The sequence below is a fragment of the Arthrobacter sp. 8AJ genome (genome assembly GCF_902506025.1).
Classification (GTDB): Bacteria; Actinomycetota; Actinomycetes; order Actinomycetales; family Micrococcaceae; genus Arthrobacter.
Genome location: NZ_LR733289.1, coordinates 4,111,117 through 4,128,128, shown reverse-complemented (window position 1 = coordinate 4,128,128; position 17,012 = coordinate 4,111,117). Strand labels below are relative to the sequence as shown.

Here is a 17,012-nt window from a genome sequence, read left to right as displayed (position 1 = left end):
GGAGACTCTCATGTTGCTTTGGATTGCCATCATCATCGCCGTTCTCTGGCTTCTCGGATTGCTCGCGAACATTGGCGGCGGCCTGATCCACATTCTGTTGGTTGTCGCAGTGGTGGTCCTGATCTTCCACTTCGTCCGTGGCAGGTCCCGCGTCTAGCAACCCCGCGTCCCCGCCGCCGGCCCAGCGTCCGGCGGCGGGAACCGTCGGCCCCAGGCCGCCTTGCAGCCCCAGGCCGCCTGACCCCTCACGCCGCCTTGACCAAGGGCAGCTCGTCCCAGTGCGTTGTATAGCGGGGCGAGCGCATGTCACGTTTCATGGTCCAGTCCAGCCCGGACCTGATGCCCGCGTGCCCCAGCCCGATGGTGCCCCGCCCGAAGCGGCGGCTCACATCCTCAAGCAGCGGCCCGATGCCGCGTTCCTCATGCCGGTTCTCGAATGGCTCCAGGGGCGGCTGGTTTCCCGTGGGCCGCAGGTCGGTGAGCATCAGCCCCGCCTTGGCGTATTTGAGCCCGTCCCGGATACTGGGCAGCAGCGCATGCGCCGCCCTGGTGAGCAGCAGCGGATCCGCCGTAGGCATGGGCAGCGGGACGCATACAGACGGGTACGCCTGCTCGTGGTCCCGGAAGGGGGACGTGGCAGCAAACGCCGTCAGGACCTTTGCCTGCAGCCCGTGCTTTGAGAGCCTGGCGCTCGCCTGCTGCCCGTAGATGCTGAGCACCTCCCGAAGCCCGGCGGCGGTGGTCACAGGGGTGGCGAAAGAGCGGGAAAAGATCAGCTGGTCGCGGCCGATGCGCTCTTCTTCCATCGGGATGCAGGGGGTGCCCCGCAGTTCCAGGACCGTGCGCATCAGCACCACCGAGAACTTATTCCTGATCATTACCGGATCCGCCCTGACAAGGTCCTGGACAGTGAAGATGCCCAGCACATTGAGGCGCTTTGTGAGCCGCCCGGCAATGCCCCAGATCTCATTGACAGGAAGCCGGGACATCAAACCCTCCCGCACGTCAGCCGGAACGCATTCCCACAGGCAGACTCCGCCAAAGGCGGGATTGTTCTTGGCCCATTTATTGCAGAGTTTCGCCAGGGTTTTAGTGGGGGCGATGCCAACGCACACGGGAACCCCCACGTGCCGCCGGACTGCCTCTTTCATCCTCCGGCCAAGGGACAGCAGCTCGTCCGGGGTGCCCTTGACGCCCAGGAATGCCTCGTCGATGCTGTAGACCTCCAGCCAGGCCGAGTACCTGCCCAGCAGTTCCATTACGCGGGAGCTGATGTCGCCGTACAGCTCATAGTTGCTGGATTTTGCCACCAGGCCCCACTCCTTGGCCCGCGGCGCGAGTTTGAACCACGGTTCGCCGGTGGCGATGCCCAGTGCCTTCGCTTCCGGGGAACGGGTCACGGCGCAGCCGTCATTGTTGGAGAGCACCACCAGCGGCCGCCCTTCCAGGGAGGGGTCGAAGGCGCGCTCGGCGGAGGCGTAGAAGCAGTTGACGTCCACGTGCGCGATCTGCGGCATCTGCCGCATGTGGACGGGCTTAGCCATGCTGGTCCCCAAGCGCGGGCAGCTCAGACATGGTGCAGGCACCTGGTGGCAACGCCCCAGATGGTCAGCTCGGACAGTGCGGGCACGTGGATGTCCGGGTACTTGGGGTTCTCCGCCTGCAGCACCACGCCAGTGCGGGTGATGCGCAAGCGCTTGACCGTCAGTTCCCCGTCCAGGACGGCGATCACCACGGCCCCGTCCCTGGGCTCGAGGGCACGGTTGACGATCAGTTCGTCCCCGTCGCTGATGCCGGCACCCTCCATGGAATCCCCCGTCACCCGGACCACGAAGGTGCTGGTGATGTCCTTGATCAGGTGCGCGTTCAGGTCGATCCGGCCGTCGAAGTAGTCCTGTGCCGGCGACGGAAAGCCCGCCGCCACCGCGACCGGGGAAATCAGCACCGAGAACAACGAGGCGCCCGCGTCTATCACGCGGGGACCGACAATAACGCCCACAACACACCTTTATTCGAAAATATGTTCGATAGTTTCAGTGTAGCCCCGGGGGCTGACAACGGGCAGTCCCGCTCGGGGGGACTAGACTCAGGCCACTGTCTGCTCTGGGGGAAACGATGCGGTTGGTACGGCTTTGGTGGATTGCGGCGGCGATGACGCCGGGACTGGCGGGGTGCGCGTACAGCGAGGTACCCGAGGGGCAGGCTCCAGTGCCGCCGCCCCCGGCCACCGCTGCCGCCCAGCCCGGCGCCGATCCGCGTGCTTCCGGGGTGGAAGACATGCGCCAGTGGTCCCAAGAGCAACTGCAGCCCAGGTTGCCCGGCGAGTTCGCCGGTTCCACCAGCTCGAACACCACGGTCAGCTTCGGATTCACTGGCGCGGAACCGGGTGGCTATGAGGTGCATTTCACCTGCGAGGGTCCGGTGACGGCAGAGGTTTCGCTTGCCAGCCAGGCCGGCGCCGAAGTCCTTCCCCCGCTGCAGGTCCCCTGTGACGGGAACATCTTCAAAACGCAGGTGGCGCTCGCCGTCCGGGGAGTGGACTTCGTCATGACTCCGGAAGGCGGAGCAGAGGGCCGTTACGCCTTCCGGCTGGTGCCGGCCTCCGCGAAGCCTCCCACCACGGTGCTGCCGGGAACGGATGGGCTGAAGGCCGTGGTCCGCTCCAGCCAGACGCCCGCAACGGGACCCGAGGTGGAGCTCAAGGGCCACATGGACAGGGACGGGGCCGGATGCGTCATCCTGCAGGCTGCCGACGGGAACGATTACACCCTGATCTTCCCCGAAGGAACCAGTTTCGACGCTGAAACGCTGGTAATGCCCGGCGGCCAGCGTCTTGCCGCCGGCGCCCCGGTAGTCCTCAAGGGCACCCGCGCCCCGGCCGATGAAAGCCTAAGCATGTGCGTGAACTACGCCCGGCTCCTGTCCGTGGAATCGGCGCACGGGAGCCAACCGCCCACGTAGACTTGCAGGATGCGGTTGGTAGCAAGCGATATTGACGGAACGATCCTCGGACACGACGGAAAAATCAGTGACCGCACCATCCGTGCCTTCCACGCCTGCCGGGATGCGGGCGTCGAACTGGTGTTTGTGACCGGCCGCCCGCCCCGCTGGCTGCACCCCCTGGAGGAACAGCTGGGCCACACCGGCCGCGTGATCTGCTCCAATGGTGCCGTCGTCTGGGACCTTGAAGCGGACCGCCTGGTCTCCGCCCGCACACTGGCCATCGAGACCGTCCTGGAAGCCCGCCGCATCATCAAGGGGCTCCGCCCGGCTGCGCTGTTCGCCGCGGAAACGCTCACCGGATTCCACCTGGAACAGGGCTTCATCGAAAACGAGTCCAGCGAACTGCTCGCCGAATTCACTCCGGCGCCGCTGAAGCAAACCCTGACGGACGATGATTCCGTGGTGAAGTTCCTCGCCATCGTCCGTGATGGCACTCCGGACGATTTTCTCGCCGAGGTGGCGCCCGCCGTCGAACACCTGGCCGCCACCACCCACTCCTCCCCGGGCGTTGCGATGCTGGAACTGTCGCTGCCCGGCGTGAACAAGGCCGTCACGCTTGCAGAATACGCACGCGCACTGGGCATCGACGCCGCAGACGTGGTGGCCTTCGGCGACATGCCCAACGACATCGAGATGCTCCGCTGGGCCGGTCATGGGTACGCGATGGCCAGCGGCCATCCGGAAGCCATCCGCGCGGCCGGGCAGCAGGCGCCGCATTTTGACGACGACGGCGTGGCCCAGGTTTTGGAGGCCCGGCTCGCTGCCCTGGGCGTCCAGTTTTCCTGACGCCCGGGCTGTCCTGGACCCGGCACCCCCATTTTCACAGCTTGCGCTCACCTGGCGTTTACCTTCCCTGCGTAGCGTGAAGCGTGGAGAGCAGGCACCCTCCCGCCGGCTCGAAGGGGGCAACGATGGCACGAAACGTCAGGCAGCACGCGGCCGATGCGCCGCAGCGCAAAGCAACGCCCGCTCCGCACTGGAAACAGTTGCGCCAGGGTGACCGGGTCCGGGTCCTGTTCGCGCCCGGATTCGAGGCAGGCGGCGTGGTGGACACCGTCACGGCGGACCACACCGCGGTATGGGTCCACCTGGACGCCGGCCGTGGGCGGACCCTGCTGCACTGCGGCGACGGCGTGGACATCCTTCCCTGCGGAGAGACCGCCTGCCTGGACTGACGGTCGGTTTCCACTCATGGTGGGGGCGGTAGGCTCGCAGTGTGAGCCTGCCTTTCTTCAAGCACCCTGACGACGCCGGGCGGCAGCTTCCCATCGCCATGGCGCACCGCGGATTCTCGGCTGAGGGCCTGGAAAACTCCATGGCCGCGTTCCGCGCCGGCGTCGACCTCGGCTTCCGCTACCTCGAAACGGATGTGCACACGACGGCGGACGGCGTGCTGCTGCTCTTCCATGACGAAACCCTGGACCGGGTCACGGACGGCAGGGGCCGGGTGGCGGAACTTCCGGCCGCGGACGTGGCCAGGGCGCGGATCAACGGCCGCGAGCCCATCCCCACGTTCGACGAACTGGTCACCCAGCTGCCCGAAGCGCGGCTGAACCTCGACGTCAAGGACTGGGGCTCGGTCCGCAGCACCGCTGCCGCGATCGAGCGGCACCAGGTGCACCACCGCGTTCTGGTGACCAGCTTTTCGGACCGCCGGCGGCGCGCGGTGCTGAAACTGCTCAGCCAGCCTGTGGCTTCGTCCGCTGGAGTGGCCTCGAGCGCCCTCTTCACCTTGCTGGGGCCTGCGCTTCCACGTCCGGCGTTCCGGTGGCTCATGCGCCGGGTGCTCCGGGACGTGCATGCTCTGCAAGTGCCCGTCCGCTATGGGCGGGTGCCTGTAGTCACCACCGGTTTCATCCGGCGGGCGCATGACCTGGACCTGGTGGTTCATGTGTGGACCATCAACGATGCCGGCGAGATGCACCGGCTCCTCCAGTTGGGGGTGGACGGCATCGTCACCGACCGGGCGGACCTGCTCCGCGACGTGCTGCGCGCCCGAGGCCAGTGGCCGGAGAAGCCCGGGCAGGCTAACCGGGCGCCCGGCCCAGCTGCCTAGCCTCTGGCCTGCTCCCGGCTGCCTAGCCCCCGGCCTGTTCCCGGGCGCCTAGCCCTGGTCTGTTGCGGTGGGCGCCGTGGCGTCCCCGGCCAGGCCGGCGTCGTCCGCTGTGCCGTCCTGCTCCCGCTCGCCGTGCGCCCTGCCGTTGTGCGCCTTGTCGTTGTCGGCGTCGCCGCCCAGCGGGCTGTTGGAGACCGGCCCAGGGGCGGCCCCGGTCTTGAGGCCGGGCGCCTTCTGCTTCTCCGCCTCCATCGCGTTTGAGCCTTCGCTCAGGGACGAGTGGACCTCCACGTCGTCGTTGGGATCTGCCGGGTCCGGCACGTCCGTTTTCTCCGTCGGCTTGGATGTCCCGGCCAGGTCCTCCATGGCGTTTTCTGCTGCCTTGCCAATGCTGTCGCCGATACCCATGTGACTGCTCCTTCCGGCGTTGCGTGCCGGCCGCCCCAGCGGCGTGCCGGCCCTACTCCTCCAGAATTATCAGCATGCTTACAATTAGTCCAGTGCTGGGGAACCGAACCGCAGCCGGAGAGGAAAGGAAAGGCTATGAGCACTTACCATCCGGAAAATGACCCCGCGAACCCCGACCGCCCGGGTAAGGAAGAGGTAGGCGCCGCCCAACCCCATCCGGCGGAGCAGCGCAGCCGGGAGGCGGCCGGCTCGCCGAACCCGGATCCGCTGGAAGGCAATGTCACCGGCCTGGAACCGGGCGGGGGAGTCCCGCCGGGAGAGACGCCGCCGGCGGAGGGCCAGATGAGCAGGGACCAGGGCCACTCCGAATAGGGCCCGGACGTGCAGCGGGGCGGCGCATGCTGCCCGCCGCCCCGCTGACTGCGTCAGGTTCTCAGGACGACTCTGTTCCCCGGGTGGTGGCGCGAGGTTCCCCCGGCCCGGCCAGGTGGCGCTCCAGGCCGTCCATGTCGAGGCGCGTGTTCCAGCTGGCCCAGTCCTTGGGCCGCACCGACGGCCGGCCCAGCAGGTAGCCCTGGCCGGCGCTGATGCCCAGTTCCGTGAGGACCTTGAGTTCGCCCACCGTTTCGATGCCCTCGGCCACCAGGGTGATGCCAACCTGGTCGGTGAAGTCCACCAGGCATGCAGCCAGCGCACGCTGGAGGCCGTCCTTGTCGACGTCGCCGATCACGTTGCGGCCCACCTTGAGGAAGTCGGGCCCCAGGTGGACCATGCGGCTCAGCGCGCCGGCGCCGGTGTGGGTGTCGTCGACGGCAATGCGCAGGCCCTTTTCCCGCAGCGGATTGATCGCCGAAAGGAATTGAAGGTATTCCTCTTCGGGAATGTCCTGGGTCAATTCGAGCACCACCCGGTGGATGGGCAATTCAATGTGGTCGAAGAGCTCCGGCAGCCGCGGGTCCAGGCAGGACGTGGGGGAAATGTTGAGGGACACGTACAGGTCCTCGGGCAGGTCCTTCGCGGCCGCTGCCGCCGATCCCAGCGCGGAGAACTCGAGGTTGGCGCCCAGGCCCACCGCGGCGGCCTCGGCAAACCACAGCTCCGCGGCTGCGCCGTCGTCGCTGACGAACCGGGACAGCGCCTCTGCGCCCACCACGGTTCTTCCTTCCAGCCCGTAGATGGGCTGGAACGCGGTCATCAGCATCTGGTTCTCAAGCAGGGTGCTGATCCGGGACGCGCTGCGGATGGCATCCAGCTGCTCCGCAAACTGCGGCGGGAGCGCGGGCGGCGTGAGCCGCATATCCTTCGCGGCTTCCAATGTGTCCGTCATGGTGGCGTCGCTGCGCCGGGTCTCGAGGAGATACTCCAGCAGGGCCCGTTCCGGCACGCCGGGATTCTCATCGAGGCTGTTGCTCAGCCGCTGCCGCACAGCGGTTCCCGCAGGATCCGTATCCGCCAGCACGGCGGCGATAATTCCCCATGCCTGTACCCGAACCGACATTAGCAACGCCCCCAGTTGACGAAGTAATGACCCGATGGCCCCATAATGTTCAAATTTCCAAACGCCTTATAAAAGAACGGTGCTGCCAACCTGATTTCCGAGGCGGCGAAAAACCAGACACCGCACGCTGATCGTATAACGGCGGCCACGAAAGTGCAGTAGTTTTTGCGTTACTGGTTAGCGCTTTCCTGCTGGTCAGCCAGCAGTTCCGGAATCTGGTCGGGGGGAACAGGCCGGCTGAAGTAGTAGCCCTGGGCGCTGCGGCAACCCAGGCCGCGGAGGATTTCTGCCTGCTCCGCCGTTTCGACGCCCTCCCACACCGCTTCCAGCCCGCACGCCCGCACCAGCTGCAGGACTGCCGCCACCAGCGCGGGCTGGCTGGGGTCGCTCTCCAGCCCGGTGATCAGTGACCGGTCCACTTTGACCCGGTCCACCGGTAGCCGGCGAAGGTAGCTGATGGACGAGTAGCCGGTCCCGAAGTCGTCGATTTCGATGCCCACGCCCAGGCCGCGGAGCCCGCCCAGCGAATACCGGTCCAGCTCATTGCCTTTGACGATCGCCACTTCCGTCAACTCCAGCACAACCTGTTCAGGCCTGACGCCGGTCTCCTTCAGGGTGTTGCGCACGTCCTCGATGAACTGCAGGCTCTGCAGGTCCGTGGCGGAGATATTGATGCGCACGGAGAACCGGCTGTCCACCAGGGCAGCATCAATCCAGGCCCGCAGCTGCTTCACGGCGGTCCTGAGGACCCACAGTCCAAGTTCGGAGATCAGGCCCGCCTCTTCGGCAAGGGGAATGAACTCGTCAGGCATGATGAAGCCGCGGGTGGGGTGGTTCCACCGGACCAGTGCCTCCACGCCTTCGATCCGACCGGTGCCAAGCTCCACCACCGGCTGGTAGTACAGGGTCAGCGCGTCGTCCTTGATGGCGGCCCGCAGGTCATCCACCAGCTGGCTGCGGAGGCGGCGCACCAGCAGCAGGGCGGGCTCGAACCGGTGCAGCTTGTTCTGCCCTTCGGCCTTGGAGGCGTACATGGCGACGTCGGCCTCCATCAGCATGTCCTCAGGGCTTTGGCCCCCGCTGCCCACGCTGAGCCCGATGCTGGCACCACAGCGCACGCTGCGGCCGGGAAGCTCGATGGGTTCGTTGAGGGAGGCCAGGATGCGGTGCGCCACGATCGCCGCCTGGTCCGCCGATGCGGACGGCATGACGATGGCGAATTCATCGCCGCCCAGGCGGGCTACGACGTCGGAGGCGCGCACCGCGGTCCGGAGCCTTTCACCCACGGTTACCAGGACCTGGTCCCCGGCCGTGTGCCCCAGGCTGTCGTTGATGGATTTGAACGCGTCCAGGTCCATCAACAGGATGGCCGGCCCCTCTTCGGATCCCCCGCCGTCCAACGCGGCACGGGCTTCCAGCGCGGAGCGAAGGGCTTCGAGCAGCGCCGACCGGTTGGCCAGCCCGGTCAGCGGGTCCTGCATGGCCATCTTCTGCATCTCAAGGTGGGCCTCGTGAAGGAGCTGGGTCCGGACCTGCACCCGCTGCTCGAGTTCCTCGTAGATGACCTGCAGGTCTTCGGCCAGCAGATTGGTGCCCATGATGATCGCATCGAGCTCGTCCCGGGCCGGGGAGACCTCTATCCGGGAGGTGAGGTCGCCGGAGGCAAGCCGGACAATGCCTTCCAGGAGCTGGGAGAGCCGGGGATCGTCGTTGGCAAACATGGCCAGTCCTCCTTCGGCGCCTAGTTGGCCTGGACGCGGTCAGTGCCGAGGGGAAGGCTGACGGTGACGGTGGTCCCGGTGCCCAGGGTGGAAGCGACATCGATCCGCCCGCCGTGGCGGTCCACAATGTCCTTGGAGATGGCAAGGCCCAGCCCTGTTCCCGGGATGGCGCCGTTCATCGCGTTCGAGGCCCGGTAGAACCTGGTGAACACGTGGTTGATTTCGTCGTCCGAGATGCCGATGCCGGTGTCGGCGATGCGCACGGTGGCCCACTTGGACCCGTCCTCCGCGGCGTGGGATTCGCTGCCCACCTCGATCCGGCCGCCGCTGGGGGTGAACTTGATGGCATTGGACACGAGGTTGGTGAAGACCTGCTGGAGCTGCACCTCATCGGCCAGGATCTCCGGATCCTCCGGCACCGGGTCCACATCGATGGTGACGTTCTGCAGCGTGGCCAGCGGCCGGAGTGCCGCGGCAACCAAATCCAGGGTCCGTCCCAGGCGCACCGGCGCGAGCTGCATGTCCGCGTTGTCCAGCCCGCCGCGGGAGACGCTGAGCATGTCCTCGATGAGGGTCCGGAGCCGTTCGGTGTTGCGGACCACGATGTCCAGCATCTGGTGGACCTCCTTGGACACCGGGTGCTCGGTGCTCTCCTGGATCATGTCCAGGTACGCCATGATCGAGGTCAGCGGCGTGCGCAGCTCGTGGTTCACCGTGGCCAGGAAGTCCGTCTTTGCCTTGTCGAGTTCGCGCAGCTGCTTGACCACCTGCTGCTGGCTGCTGATCAGGTGGCTCTGGATGAGTCCGTAGGCGGCGTTTCCGGCCACGTGCTGGATCAGTCCCAGTTCGGCGCTGGACCACGTCCGTGGCCGGTCCATCATGGCGATCCAGATGATCCCCAGGGAGGAGTTGCCTTCGCCGATGGGCACCGCCAGTGTGGAGGCCGCTCCGGCAACGGCCCTGGCAGGCTTTTCGTCGGCCCTGGGCTCGGATTCGTTTCCGTCCGACGAGAGCGTCTCTGTCCCGGCCCAAAGCGCATCGGCCGCGGCGCGGGCCTCGTCCTCGCCGGGGAGGGCGTCCTTGGGCAGTTCCACCAGGCCCTGCCGGTGCCAGGCCGCCATGATCACCGGGACGCGGTGGTCCTCGAAGGTGGCCAGCACCACGTGGTCGGCCCTGAAGGTCCGGCCGAAACCGGAGACCACGTGGTTGGCGATCTCCTGGGGATCGTTGGTGGCGCGTACCGCGGCTGAGACCTCGCGCAGCTGTTCACGGAGCCCCTCGGCTTCCTGCCGGGCGGCGCGGCGCCGGGACACCTGCTCGATGAGGACGGATGCGCGGTGGACCAGCTCTTTGGGCTCCGGCGGCTTGGTGATGCAGTCGTGGACGCCGGCCGGGTTGGCTGCGGCTACCTCCTGCGGATTGTCCAGGTCCACCATCAGCAGGACGGGGGCTGCGGACTGGGCAGGGGACAGAAGCGCGTCGGCGACGACGACGGAGGGCTGGCCTGCGTCCAGCAACGCGGCGAGGCCGGCGGCGTCCGCCGCTTCCTGGACGCCGTACCCGGCGTCCCGCAGTGCCTGGGCGTTGCGGGCCAGGCGGCCGGCGTCGGGATCGGCGACGACGGCGGTGCGGGTCAGGGGCACGCCACTCGGCACAGCCGTCACAGTGTTCCCTTCCTCCCAGTTGAGTACATTCTAGGGGGACGGGGGCCGCACGGGTCCAGAGCGCCCGCGCCCACCCCGACATTCGTGCCCCGCGGGCAGGGCACGCCGTAATGTGGCCGAAGCTGCGCCGGTTGGCAGGGATGGAACATATATTTGAGCCGTGTCCTCCCCAACGAAGTCGCCGCGGTCCGTCCTGCAGAAGTACCTGATGCTTCCCAAGCTCGTCAGGTTGTCGCGGGGTGCGCCGAAAGACCGGCACCAGGCATGGGATGCCTACTGGGCAGGAATCACGGCCACGGGCCCCGGGGGAGAGGTCCTGTGGGATTCGGGCAGCGACCATGAGTTCCTGGGCTACAAGGACAGCCTCCTGCGCTACCTGGACCCTGCGCTTCCTGTGGTGGATACCGGGTGCGGCCATGGCAGTTTCACCCGGGCGCTCGCAGGCGTCTTCCCCCGGGTGGTTGGCGTTGATGTCTCCCCGCACGCCGTTGACAGGGCCCGGGCGGAGTGCGGGGGAAGCGGCAACGTGACTTTCGAAGCGCGGGACATGACGGCGGAGGGTGCCGGGGCAGCCCTGGCAGAGTCCCTCAACGCAGGCAAGGAAGGGGCCAACGTCTTCATCCGCGGCGTCCTGCACGTCCTTGCCCCGGCGCACCAGATGGCACTGGTCGAAAACCTCCGGCTCCTGGCCGGGCACCGCGGCACCGTCTTCATGGCGGAAACCAACTTCCAGGGCAATCCGGTGGAGTATGTGTCCCACCTCGGGGCAACCACGCGGGGCATTCCGGCGCCGTTGGAGCTGGCCATCCGCGGGCTCCCCATGCCGGGACACTTCGGGCCCGAAGAGCGCGAACGGACGTTCCCGGCGCCGGCCTGGGAACTCCTTGAAGATGGCCATACGGCCATCGAAACCAACCCCGTGACCGGCGTGCCCGGCCAGGACCGGGTGCCCGGGTACTACGCGATCGTCCGCCCCCGCCGTTAGGCCCCGGGACTGGCCATTTGACCGTCCCCGCAGACTTGCCCGGATTCCCGCAGCCAGTCCGCAGGCCGCCGTACTTCCCCTTGACACGGGCCGGATCCCGAGGCTCCATGATAAGTAGACTTACTAGTTAGCCCGAGGTGAAAGGAAGGCCACGCCAGCCGGGGGGATGGTTCTGCACCTTCGACTCCCGGACACACTGAATGTCCTCTACCAGCAACAGCAGCGACGGCATCCACCGAATGTCTTCCGGTTGGAAAATCCCAGCCCGGAAGGCGCCCAAGCCGCACCCGCGCCCCTGCCCGGCTGGTTCCGGATTACCCTCCGGTACCGCCACCGGCAGCAGGCGCAAGACCTACAGGAACCGCCATGAACAACCTCATTCCGTCCGGCGAACTCCGCCGGATGCTGCTGCCCCCCACCTATGGACGGCACGTCACGCCAGCCACCGAATTCACCATTCTGTCCGTGGAGGTGTGGGCCTCCGGGTTGGTGGTGAACATCCACCTTCCCTCGGATGACGCCCCCGAGCCCCGGCTCGTGCTCCAGGACCACTTCGGGACCGAATACACACTGCAGGAATCCGCCACCGTGGGGGCCCGAAACCTGCAGGTCTTCACCCCGTCCGTGCCGCCGGGCACCAGGAGCCTGACCATCAGATCGGCTGACGACGCCGGCAGCAGGCCCGTGGTGACCTTCGCCGTGCCCCTCATGGCCGTGCCCGAAGGCCGGCCAAACCTGGAGGCGGCAGGCCACGGGGCCTCTACTGCCGTCAGTGACGAGTCCTACGAGTCCGAGCTCCGCCGCCCTGCCTGACCTACAGAAAGGCCCGCCATGCCCGACACCAGCAACTTCGCGCCCACTGCCGCCATCGTCACCGCCTCCGACTCGGGAATCGGCAAGGCCACCGCTGTTGCGCTGGCCCGCGCCGGGATGGACGTGGGCGTCACCTGGCACTCGGACAAGGCGGGCGCGGAGGGGACGGCCGACGAGATCCGCAGCCTGGGGCGCAAGGCCGTGGTCCGCCAGCTTGACACCACCGAACTCCGCTCCGCTGCGGGCGTGATCGATGACCTCGCCGAGGAGCTGGGCGGCCTGGACGTCTTCGTCAACAACGCGGGGACGGGAACCAGCACCAAGTTCCTCGATCTGGGCATCGACGACTGGATGAAGATCCTCGACACGAACCTCAACGGCGCCTTTGTCTGCCTGCAGGCGGCGGCGCGGCGCATGGTCAAGGCCGGCAAGGGCGGCCGGCTGGTGGCGGTGTCCAGCGTGCACGAGTTCCAGCCGCGCGTGGGTTCATCCGCCTACGATGCCTCCAAGCATGGCCTGGGCGGCCTCATGAAAACGCTCGCACTGGAGCTGGGCCAGTACGGCATCACGGCCAACACGGTGGCCCCCGGCGAGATTGCCACGCCCATGACGGGGCAGGAGGACCAGGATCCGACGACGACGGCACGGCCCGGGGTGCCGCTCGGACGGCCCGGCCACGCGCGGGAGATCGCCGACGTCATCGCCTTCCTTGCCTCGCCGGCCTCCAGCTATGTGACGGGTGCGGCCTGGGTGGTGGACGGCGGCATGCTCCAGATGGGCCCGCAGGCGGGATCGCACCTCACCGGCAATGAATGGCGCGAGGGCTAGGCTGATCCGTCCGGCTGGGAAGTCACGCAGTCCGCATCGCGGAGATGGCAAGCGCTTTCCGGCGGCGTGCTGGCATGATGGAGCGCATGCGCATTCTTATCGCTCCGGACAAGTTCAAGGGGTCCCTGACGGCAGCTGAGGCCGCCGCCTCCATCGCTGAGGGGGCACTCCGGGTGTACCCGGACGCCGTCGCCACCCAGTTTCCCATCGCCGACGGCGGCGAGGGCACCCTGGAAGCGGCCGTGGCGGCAGGCTACGAGGAGCGGTTGAACGCCGTGGTGGGCCCCATCCTCGCCCCCCTTGGCGCCGCCTGGGCCATCCACAAGGCAGGCGACGGCAAGGTCACGGCGGTGATTGAGACGGCCCAGGCGTCCGGCCTGGCCGACATGGAGCCAATCCCGGCCAACGCCTTGCGCGCCCACAGCTATGGGTGCGGCCAGCTGATCGCCGCAGCCCTCGACGCCGGCGCCACCGAGATCGTCCTGGGGCTGGGCGGGTCCGCCATGACGGACGGAGGCAGCGGCGCCCTGCGCGCCCTCGGCCTGAAACCTTTGGACTCAGCAGGGAACGTGGTGCCCCTGGGGGGAGGTTCGCTGGCCGACGTCACGGCGCTGGACACAAGCGGGCTGGACCCGAGGCTCTCCGCCACCACGTTCCGCATCGCCGTCGACGTCCGCAACCCGCTGTACGGGCCGTCCGGCGCTGCCCACGTCTTCGCCCCGCAGAAAGGTGCGGACCCGGACGCCGTGGAAATGCTCGACGCCGGGCTCCGCAACTGGGCGTCGGTGCTGCGGGAAGCAACGGGCCGGGACGTGAACGTCCCCGGCGCCGGCGCCGCCGGTGGCTTCCCGGCGTCGTTCCTTGCGTTCACCAACGCCACGCTGGAAGGCGGCTTTGCGCTGGTGGCGGGGCTGACCGGACTGGCCACCCAGCTGGACCAGGCGGACCTGGTGATCACCGGCGAAGGATCCATGGACTCCCAGTCGCTCACCGGCAAGGCGCCGATCGCACTCGCGAACGCGGCCCGGGACCGCGGCATACCCGTCATTGTGGTGGCCGGCAGGATCCTGGTGACTTTCGAGGACCTCGCCGGACACGGCGTGGTGGCCGCGGCCCAGCTGCTGGACGTGGCGTCGAGTCCGGAAGATGCCGTGGCAAACGCCGGCAAGTACTTGGCCTGGGCAACAAGCCAGGTACTCGAAGGGGCCTGACCGGCGCGGAACGTCAGGCACCGGTCTCGTAGTGGGGTTCGGCAACAGGCTTCGATTCCGGGGATCCCTTCTCCCGCAGGTATACCGACGCCCCCACCAGGACACCGACGGCCAGGAACTCGCTCTGCCAGTTCTGGAAGGACTCGAACCAGAAGCGGCTGGTGCCCAGGTACTGCAGGAACGTGATGACGGGCTGGCCGTGGCTTTGCTGGTCCTGGTTGTACTCGTCCACCCCGCCGGCGGCATGGAGGAGGAACGAGGCAAGGAACAACACGAAAAACAGGATCGACAGGGAGTGCTCGTAGACCTTGAGTGCCATGCCGCCACGCCGGATCGGCCATGGGGTGGCGCTGCTGATACGCGCTTCCCGGGGGTCCTGGTCCTGAGGGGCCTTCCTGCCCATCGGCTTGGACTCGGATGAGCCCTTCTGGAACAGGAACACCGTGAGGACCACGTACATGGCCATCTGCAGGAACTCCGATTCCCAGTTCTCGAACGTGGCCTCAACGAACGCGCCGGTTCCCAGGAACTGAAGTACGGACACCGCCGGCTCCCCATGGGCCTGCTGGTCTTCGCTGTACGACGCTGCACCGGAGAGGACCATTCCCACGAAAAACGCGAGGAACAGGCCCAGGTTGGCCACCAGCAGCCCATGCTCTTTGGCCCACTTACGCATCCTCACTCCTTATCTTTGGCCGGGAGGATCCTCCCGGTGGCCCGTTTGTTCAGGCGAAGCGGAACGAACACCAGCATCACCACCATGACGCCCAGCAGCGCGCCACCCGCCATGACCCCGGCGGACCGGCCGGCCGCAACATCAAAGACCAGGGCGGCTGTTCCCGCGCTCAACAGGGCGATGCCGCCGAGGGCAATCTTGGTGATGGTGTCCGCGCTGGACACCAGCATTTCCTTCAGCCGTTTCCGGAAGAGCCGCCGGTGCACGCTGACCGGAAGGAGGATGAAGGCGGTGGTCAGGGCGGCAATCACCACATTGGTGAGGTAGAGGCCAACTTCCCAGTCGTCCAGCTTTTCAAAGCGCTGCTGGAACGGCAGGGTCAGCAGGAAGCCGGCCAGGATCTGCACCCCGGTCTGGAGCACCCGCAACTCCTGCAGGAGTTCGGCCCAGTTGCGGTCCAGCTGCTCTTCGCGGGTCTCGTTCCGGCCCGTGCGGCCCGTGTAGTCCTCAACTTCGGACATCGGCGCTCCTTCCTTCCCGGCGGCGGTCCAAGTCTTCTTTCTACTCCTCCCGTACCCAGAAACAAGGCTGGCCGTTGCGCCCGCTACAACATTTGATAAGTTTACTGATTATTACCCGCGGTGGTGGACTTGGTCCGCTGCCCGGGATAGCTTCAAAGGGCCGGAGCACGGCGGAGCCCTTCTCTATCGACACAGGTCAACCGACAGCAGGCAGGCGGACATGAGCGACACGGACAAGCAGACAGACCAGCCGCAGGATCCGCGCGGCGGCTACCACTCGGGCCCCTTTCCCGAGCAGGAACAGAAGCAGCCCGGGCTCACGGCACCCATGGACCCCAAGCCGGACCACGGGGAGCTCAGCTACGAAGGACACGGCAAGCTCGAAGGCAAGGCCGCCCTCATCACCGGCGGCGACTCCGGCATCGGAAAGGCCGCAGCCATCGCGTTCGCCCGCGAAGGGGCCGACGTCGCCATCTCCTACCTGCCCGAAGAGGAAGACGACGCGCAGGACACCGCGGAGTGGATCCGCAAAACCGGGCGCCGGGTCCTCCTTCTTCCGGGCGACGGCCGTGAAGAGGAGTTCAGCACCCGCATCGTGGAGGAAACCGTTTCCGAATTCGGGCGGCTCGACGTCCTGGTGCTGAACGCGGCCTACCAGAAGAACCGGGAGAGCCTGGAGACGCTTCCCACCGAAGAGTTCGACCGGGTCTTCCGCACCAACCTCTATTCACTGCTGTGGTCGGCGCGGGCAGCCGTGCCGCACTTGAAGGCCGGGGCTTCGATCATCACCACGGCCTCCATCCAGGCCTTCAACCCGTCGCCGGAGCTCATCGACTACGCCATGACCAAAGCGGCGCAGGTGGCCTTCACCAAGGCCTTGGCCCAGGAGCTCGGCCCGAAGGGGATCCGGGTCAACGCGGTGGCCCCCGGCCCCATCTGGACACCCTTGATTCCCGCCACCGAGTGGCCGGACAAGCTCCCGTCCTTCGGCCAGGACACGCCGCTGGAGCGCGCGGGCCAACCCGCCGAACTCGCCGCAGCCTACGTACTGCTTGCGTCCGGGGACGGCTCCTACATCTCCGGCGCAGTCCTGCCCGTCACCGGCGGCAAGGGGCTCTAGGGAGCGCCGCGCTCCAGGCAGTACCGGGGTTGTATCGCCCGGGCAGTATCAACAGACCAGCAACATCGGCAACGCACAACAGGAGGAAGCATGACGCAGGAAAACCAGCAGGCTGAACCCGAGTCCGCCCCGGGCGGCTACGGCACCCCCACCGCCGAGCAGGAGGCTGCCGGCACCCAGGGCGGCCAGCAGTCCGGCGGCGCTTCGTCGGCCGGCGCTGACACCAACGAACCGCAGTCCGGGACGGGCCAGAACCCGGTCCCGCACGACATGGACCTCCCCTCCAGCGCGGCGGAGATCGACGAGTCGAATGATGACTCCAAGGGGTCGGCGCCGGTCTCCTCGGAGTCCGGGCAGGAAGCCACGGGCATTCCGGACGGCAGCGGAAACGACCTTCCGCAGGAGAAGTCGCCGAACGACGACGACGAAAGCTTCGACGCCGGATAAGTCACCCTGGCCCGTGGCCCCCGTTTCCCCTGCCCGCAGCGGCAGCGGAAACGGGGGCCTT

The 17,012-nt window shown here is 67.3% G+C and carries 20 protein-coding genes; 12 read left to right on the top strand and 8 right to left on the bottom strand.

The annotated features are described in order from the left end of the window. Positions 1-10: 10 nt before the first annotated feature. Entirely contained in the window at positions 11-157 is a 147-nt protein-coding gene (locus tag BACI349Y_RS19215) for a lmo0937 family membrane protein (protein WP_159634671.1), read from the top strand. Between the two features lie 88 nt (positions 158-245). On the opposite strand, the gene BACI349Y_RS19210 is transcribed toward BACI349Y_RS19215, so the two are convergent. Continuing rightward, a complete protein-coding gene (locus BACI349Y_RS19210) occupies positions 246-1,544 on the bottom strand; it encodes a Y-family DNA polymerase (protein WP_201302481.1) in 1,299 nt (432 codons plus the stop codon). A 23-nt stretch (positions 1,545-1,567) separates the two neighbouring features. Further along, entirely contained in the window at positions 1,568-1,999 is a 432-nt protein-coding gene (locus BACI349Y_RS19205) for a LexA family protein (protein WP_159634668.1), read from the bottom strand. 152 nt (positions 2,000-2,151) lie between these two features. Between BACI349Y_RS19205 and BACI349Y_RS19200 the strand changes: the two genes are divergently transcribed. The 4 genes from BACI349Y_RS19200 to BACI349Y_RS19185 all read left to right on the top strand — a co-directional run bounded on the left by BACI349Y_RS19200 (position 2,152) and on the right by BACI349Y_RS19185 (position 5,059). Beyond that, the gene (locus BACI349Y_RS19200) at positions 2,152-2,961 is read left to right on the top strand and encodes a hypothetical protein (protein ID WP_159634664.1); all 810 of its coding nucleotides are present in this window, start codon (positions 2,152-2,154) and stop codon (positions 2,959-2,961) included. A gap of 9 nt (positions 2,962-2,970) precedes the next feature. Further along, entirely contained in the window at positions 2,971-3,789 is an 819-nt protein-coding gene (locus tag BACI349Y_RS19195; protein ID WP_159634661.1) for an HAD family hydrolase, read from the top strand. 125 nt (positions 3,790-3,914) lie between these two features. Further along, positions 3,915-4,178 (top strand): hypothetical protein, encoded by a 264-nt coding sequence (locus BACI349Y_RS19190; RefSeq protein WP_159634626.1) that lies wholly within the window; start codon positions 3,915-3,917, stop codon positions 4,176-4,178. 41 nt (positions 4,179-4,219) lie between these two features. Further along, complete coding sequence (locus tag BACI349Y_RS19185) at positions 4,220-5,059, top strand: glycerophosphodiester phosphodiesterase family protein (RefSeq protein ID WP_442858420.1); 840 nt, start codon at positions 4,220-4,222, stop codon at positions 5,057-5,059. Positions 5,060-5,107: 48 nt separating this feature from the next. On the opposite strand, the gene BACI349Y_RS19180 is transcribed toward BACI349Y_RS19185, so the two are convergent. Continuing rightward, positions 5,108-5,467 carry a hypothetical protein gene (locus BACI349Y_RS19180; protein ID WP_159634623.1) on the bottom strand — a complete coding sequence of 120 codons (360 nt, stop codon included), beginning with the start codon at positions 5,465-5,467 and terminating at the stop codon, positions 5,108-5,110. A gap of 135 nt (positions 5,468-5,602) precedes the next feature. Between BACI349Y_RS19180 and BACI349Y_RS19175 the strand changes: the two genes are divergently transcribed. After that, entirely contained in the window at positions 5,603-5,839 is a 237-nt protein-coding gene (locus BACI349Y_RS19175) for a DUF6480 family protein (RefSeq protein WP_159634620.1), read from the top strand. Positions 5,840-5,900: 61 nt separating this feature from the next. On the opposite strand, the gene BACI349Y_RS19170 is transcribed toward BACI349Y_RS19175, so the two are convergent. From BACI349Y_RS19170 to BACI349Y_RS19160, 3 genes are all read right to left on the bottom strand, one after another. Beyond that, a complete protein-coding gene (locus tag BACI349Y_RS19170) occupies positions 5,901-6,965 on the bottom strand; it encodes an EAL domain-containing protein (protein WP_236560939.1) in 1,065 nt (354 codons plus the stop codon). A 170-nt stretch (positions 6,966-7,135) separates the two neighbouring features. Beyond that, positions 7,136-8,686: a putative bifunctional diguanylate cyclase/phosphodiesterase gene (locus BACI349Y_RS19165; RefSeq protein WP_159634617.1), complete on the bottom strand. Its 1,551-nt coding sequence runs from the start codon at positions 8,684-8,686 to the stop codon at positions 7,136-7,138. A gap of 20 nt (positions 8,687-8,706) precedes the next feature. Next, on the bottom strand, positions 8,707-10,350 hold the full coding sequence (locus tag BACI349Y_RS19160; protein WP_159634614.1) for an ATP-binding protein: 1,644 nt from the start codon (positions 10,348-10,350) through the stop codon (positions 8,707-8,709). Positions 10,351-10,558: 208 nt separating this feature from the next. On the opposite strand from BACI349Y_RS19160, the gene BACI349Y_RS19155 reads away from it, so the two are divergent. From BACI349Y_RS19155 to BACI349Y_RS19140, 4 genes are all read left to right on the top strand, one after another. Beyond that, on the top strand, positions 10,559-11,335 hold the full coding sequence (locus BACI349Y_RS19155) for a class I SAM-dependent methyltransferase (protein WP_159635952.1): 777 nt from the start codon (positions 10,559-10,561) through the stop codon (positions 11,333-11,335). Between the two features lie 366 nt (positions 11,336-11,701). Beyond that, a complete protein-coding gene (locus BACI349Y_RS19150) occupies positions 11,702-12,148 on the top strand; it encodes a hypothetical protein (RefSeq protein ID WP_159634611.1) in 447 nt (148 codons plus the stop codon). Positions 12,149-12,166: 18 nt separating this feature from the next. After that, complete coding sequence (locus BACI349Y_RS19145; protein ID WP_159634608.1) at positions 12,167-12,976, top strand: SDR family oxidoreductase; 810 nt, start codon at positions 12,167-12,169, stop codon at positions 12,974-12,976. An 86-nt stretch (positions 12,977-13,062) separates the two neighbouring features. Further along, the gene (locus BACI349Y_RS19140) at positions 13,063-14,187 is read left to right on the top strand and encodes a glycerate kinase (protein WP_159634605.1); all 1,125 of its coding nucleotides are present in this window, start codon (positions 13,063-13,065) and stop codon (positions 14,185-14,187) included. Positions 14,188-14,200: 13 nt separating this feature from the next. On the opposite strand, the gene BACI349Y_RS19135 is transcribed toward BACI349Y_RS19140, so the two are convergent. Both BACI349Y_RS19135 and BACI349Y_RS19130 read right to left on the bottom strand, forming a co-directional pair. Beyond that, on the bottom strand, positions 14,201-14,863 hold the full coding sequence (locus BACI349Y_RS19135) for a DUF6766 family protein (protein ID WP_159634602.1): 663 nt from the start codon (positions 14,861-14,863) through the stop codon (positions 14,201-14,203). Positions 14,864-14,865: 2 nt separating this feature from the next. Next, positions 14,866-15,384, bottom strand: coding sequence for a DUF6328 family protein (locus BACI349Y_RS19130; protein WP_159634599.1), 519 nt, complete (start codon positions 15,382-15,384; stop codon positions 14,866-14,868). Positions 15,385-15,604: 220 nt separating this feature from the next. Between BACI349Y_RS19130 and BACI349Y_RS19125 the strand changes: the two genes are divergently transcribed. Both BACI349Y_RS19125 and BACI349Y_RS19120 read left to right on the top strand, forming a co-directional pair. After that, positions 15,605-16,504, top strand: coding sequence for an SDR family oxidoreductase (locus BACI349Y_RS19125; protein WP_159634595.1), 900 nt, complete (start codon positions 15,605-15,607; stop codon positions 16,502-16,504). Between the two features lie 90 nt (positions 16,505-16,594). Beyond that, positions 16,595-16,951, top strand: coding sequence for a hypothetical protein (locus tag BACI349Y_RS19120; protein WP_159634592.1), 357 nt, complete (start codon positions 16,595-16,597; stop codon positions 16,949-16,951). Positions 16,952-17,012: the final 61 nt, after the last annotated feature.

Excerpts from the sequence above, each read along its gene's own strand:
- BACI349Y_RS19125 (WP_159634595.1), top strand. The coding sequence starts at position 15,605 with ATGAGCGACACGGACAAGCAGACAGACCAGCCGCAGGATCCGCGCGGC.
- BACI349Y_RS19175 (WP_159634620.1), top strand. The coding sequence starts at position 5,603 with ATGAGCACTTACCATCCGGAAAATGACCCCGCGAACCCCGACCGCCCG.
- BACI349Y_RS19215 (WP_159634671.1), top strand. The coding sequence starts at position 11 with ATGTTGCTTTGGATTGCCATCATCATCGCCGTTCTCTGGCTTCTCGGA.
- BACI349Y_RS19135 (WP_159634602.1), bottom strand. The coding sequence starts at position 14,863 with ATGCGTAAGTGGGCCAAAGAGCATGGGCTGCTGGTGGCCAACCTGGGC.
- BACI349Y_RS19150 (WP_159634611.1), top strand. The coding sequence starts at position 11,702 with ATGAACAACCTCATTCCGTCCGGCGAACTCCGCCGGATGCTGCTGCCC.
- BACI349Y_RS19145 (WP_159634608.1), top strand. The coding sequence starts at position 12,167 with ATGCCCGACACCAGCAACTTCGCGCCCACTGCCGCCATCGTCACCGCC.
- BACI349Y_RS19140 (WP_159634605.1), top strand. The coding sequence starts at position 13,063 with ATGCGCATTCTTATCGCTCCGGACAAGTTCAAGGGGTCCCTGACGGCA.
- BACI349Y_RS19210 (WP_201302481.1), bottom strand. The coding sequence starts at position 1,544 with ATGGCTAAGCCCGTCCACATGCGGCAGATGCCGCAGATCGCGCACGTG.
- BACI349Y_RS19195 (WP_159634661.1), top strand. The coding sequence starts at position 2,971 with ATGCGGTTGGTAGCAAGCGATATTGACGGAACGATCCTCGGACACGAC.
- BACI349Y_RS19180 (WP_159634623.1), bottom strand. The coding sequence starts at position 5,467 with ATGGGTATCGGCGACAGCATTGGCAAGGCAGCAGAAAACGCCATGGAG.
- BACI349Y_RS19130 (WP_159634599.1), bottom strand. The coding sequence starts at position 15,384 with ATGTCCGAAGTTGAGGACTACACGGGCCGCACGGGCCGGAACGAGACC.
- BACI349Y_RS19190 (WP_159634626.1), top strand. The coding sequence starts at position 3,915 with ATGGCACGAAACGTCAGGCAGCACGCGGCCGATGCGCCGCAGCGCAAA.
- BACI349Y_RS19120 (WP_159634592.1), top strand. The coding sequence starts at position 16,595 with ATGACGCAGGAAAACCAGCAGGCTGAACCCGAGTCCGCCCCGGGCGGC.
- BACI349Y_RS19155 (WP_159635952.1), top strand. The coding sequence starts at position 10,559 with ATGCTTCCCAAGCTCGTCAGGTTGTCGCGGGGTGCGCCGAAAGACCGG.
- BACI349Y_RS19200 (WP_159634664.1), top strand. The coding sequence starts at position 2,152 with ATGACGCCGGGACTGGCGGGGTGCGCGTACAGCGAGGTACCCGAGGGG.
- BACI349Y_RS19165 (WP_159634617.1), bottom strand. The coding sequence starts at position 8,686 with ATGTTTGCCAACGACGATCCCCGGCTCTCCCAGCTCCTGGAAGGCATT.
- BACI349Y_RS19170 (WP_236560939.1), bottom strand. The coding sequence starts at position 6,965 with ATGTCGGTTCGGGTACAGGCATGGGGAATTATCGCCGCCGTGCTGGCG.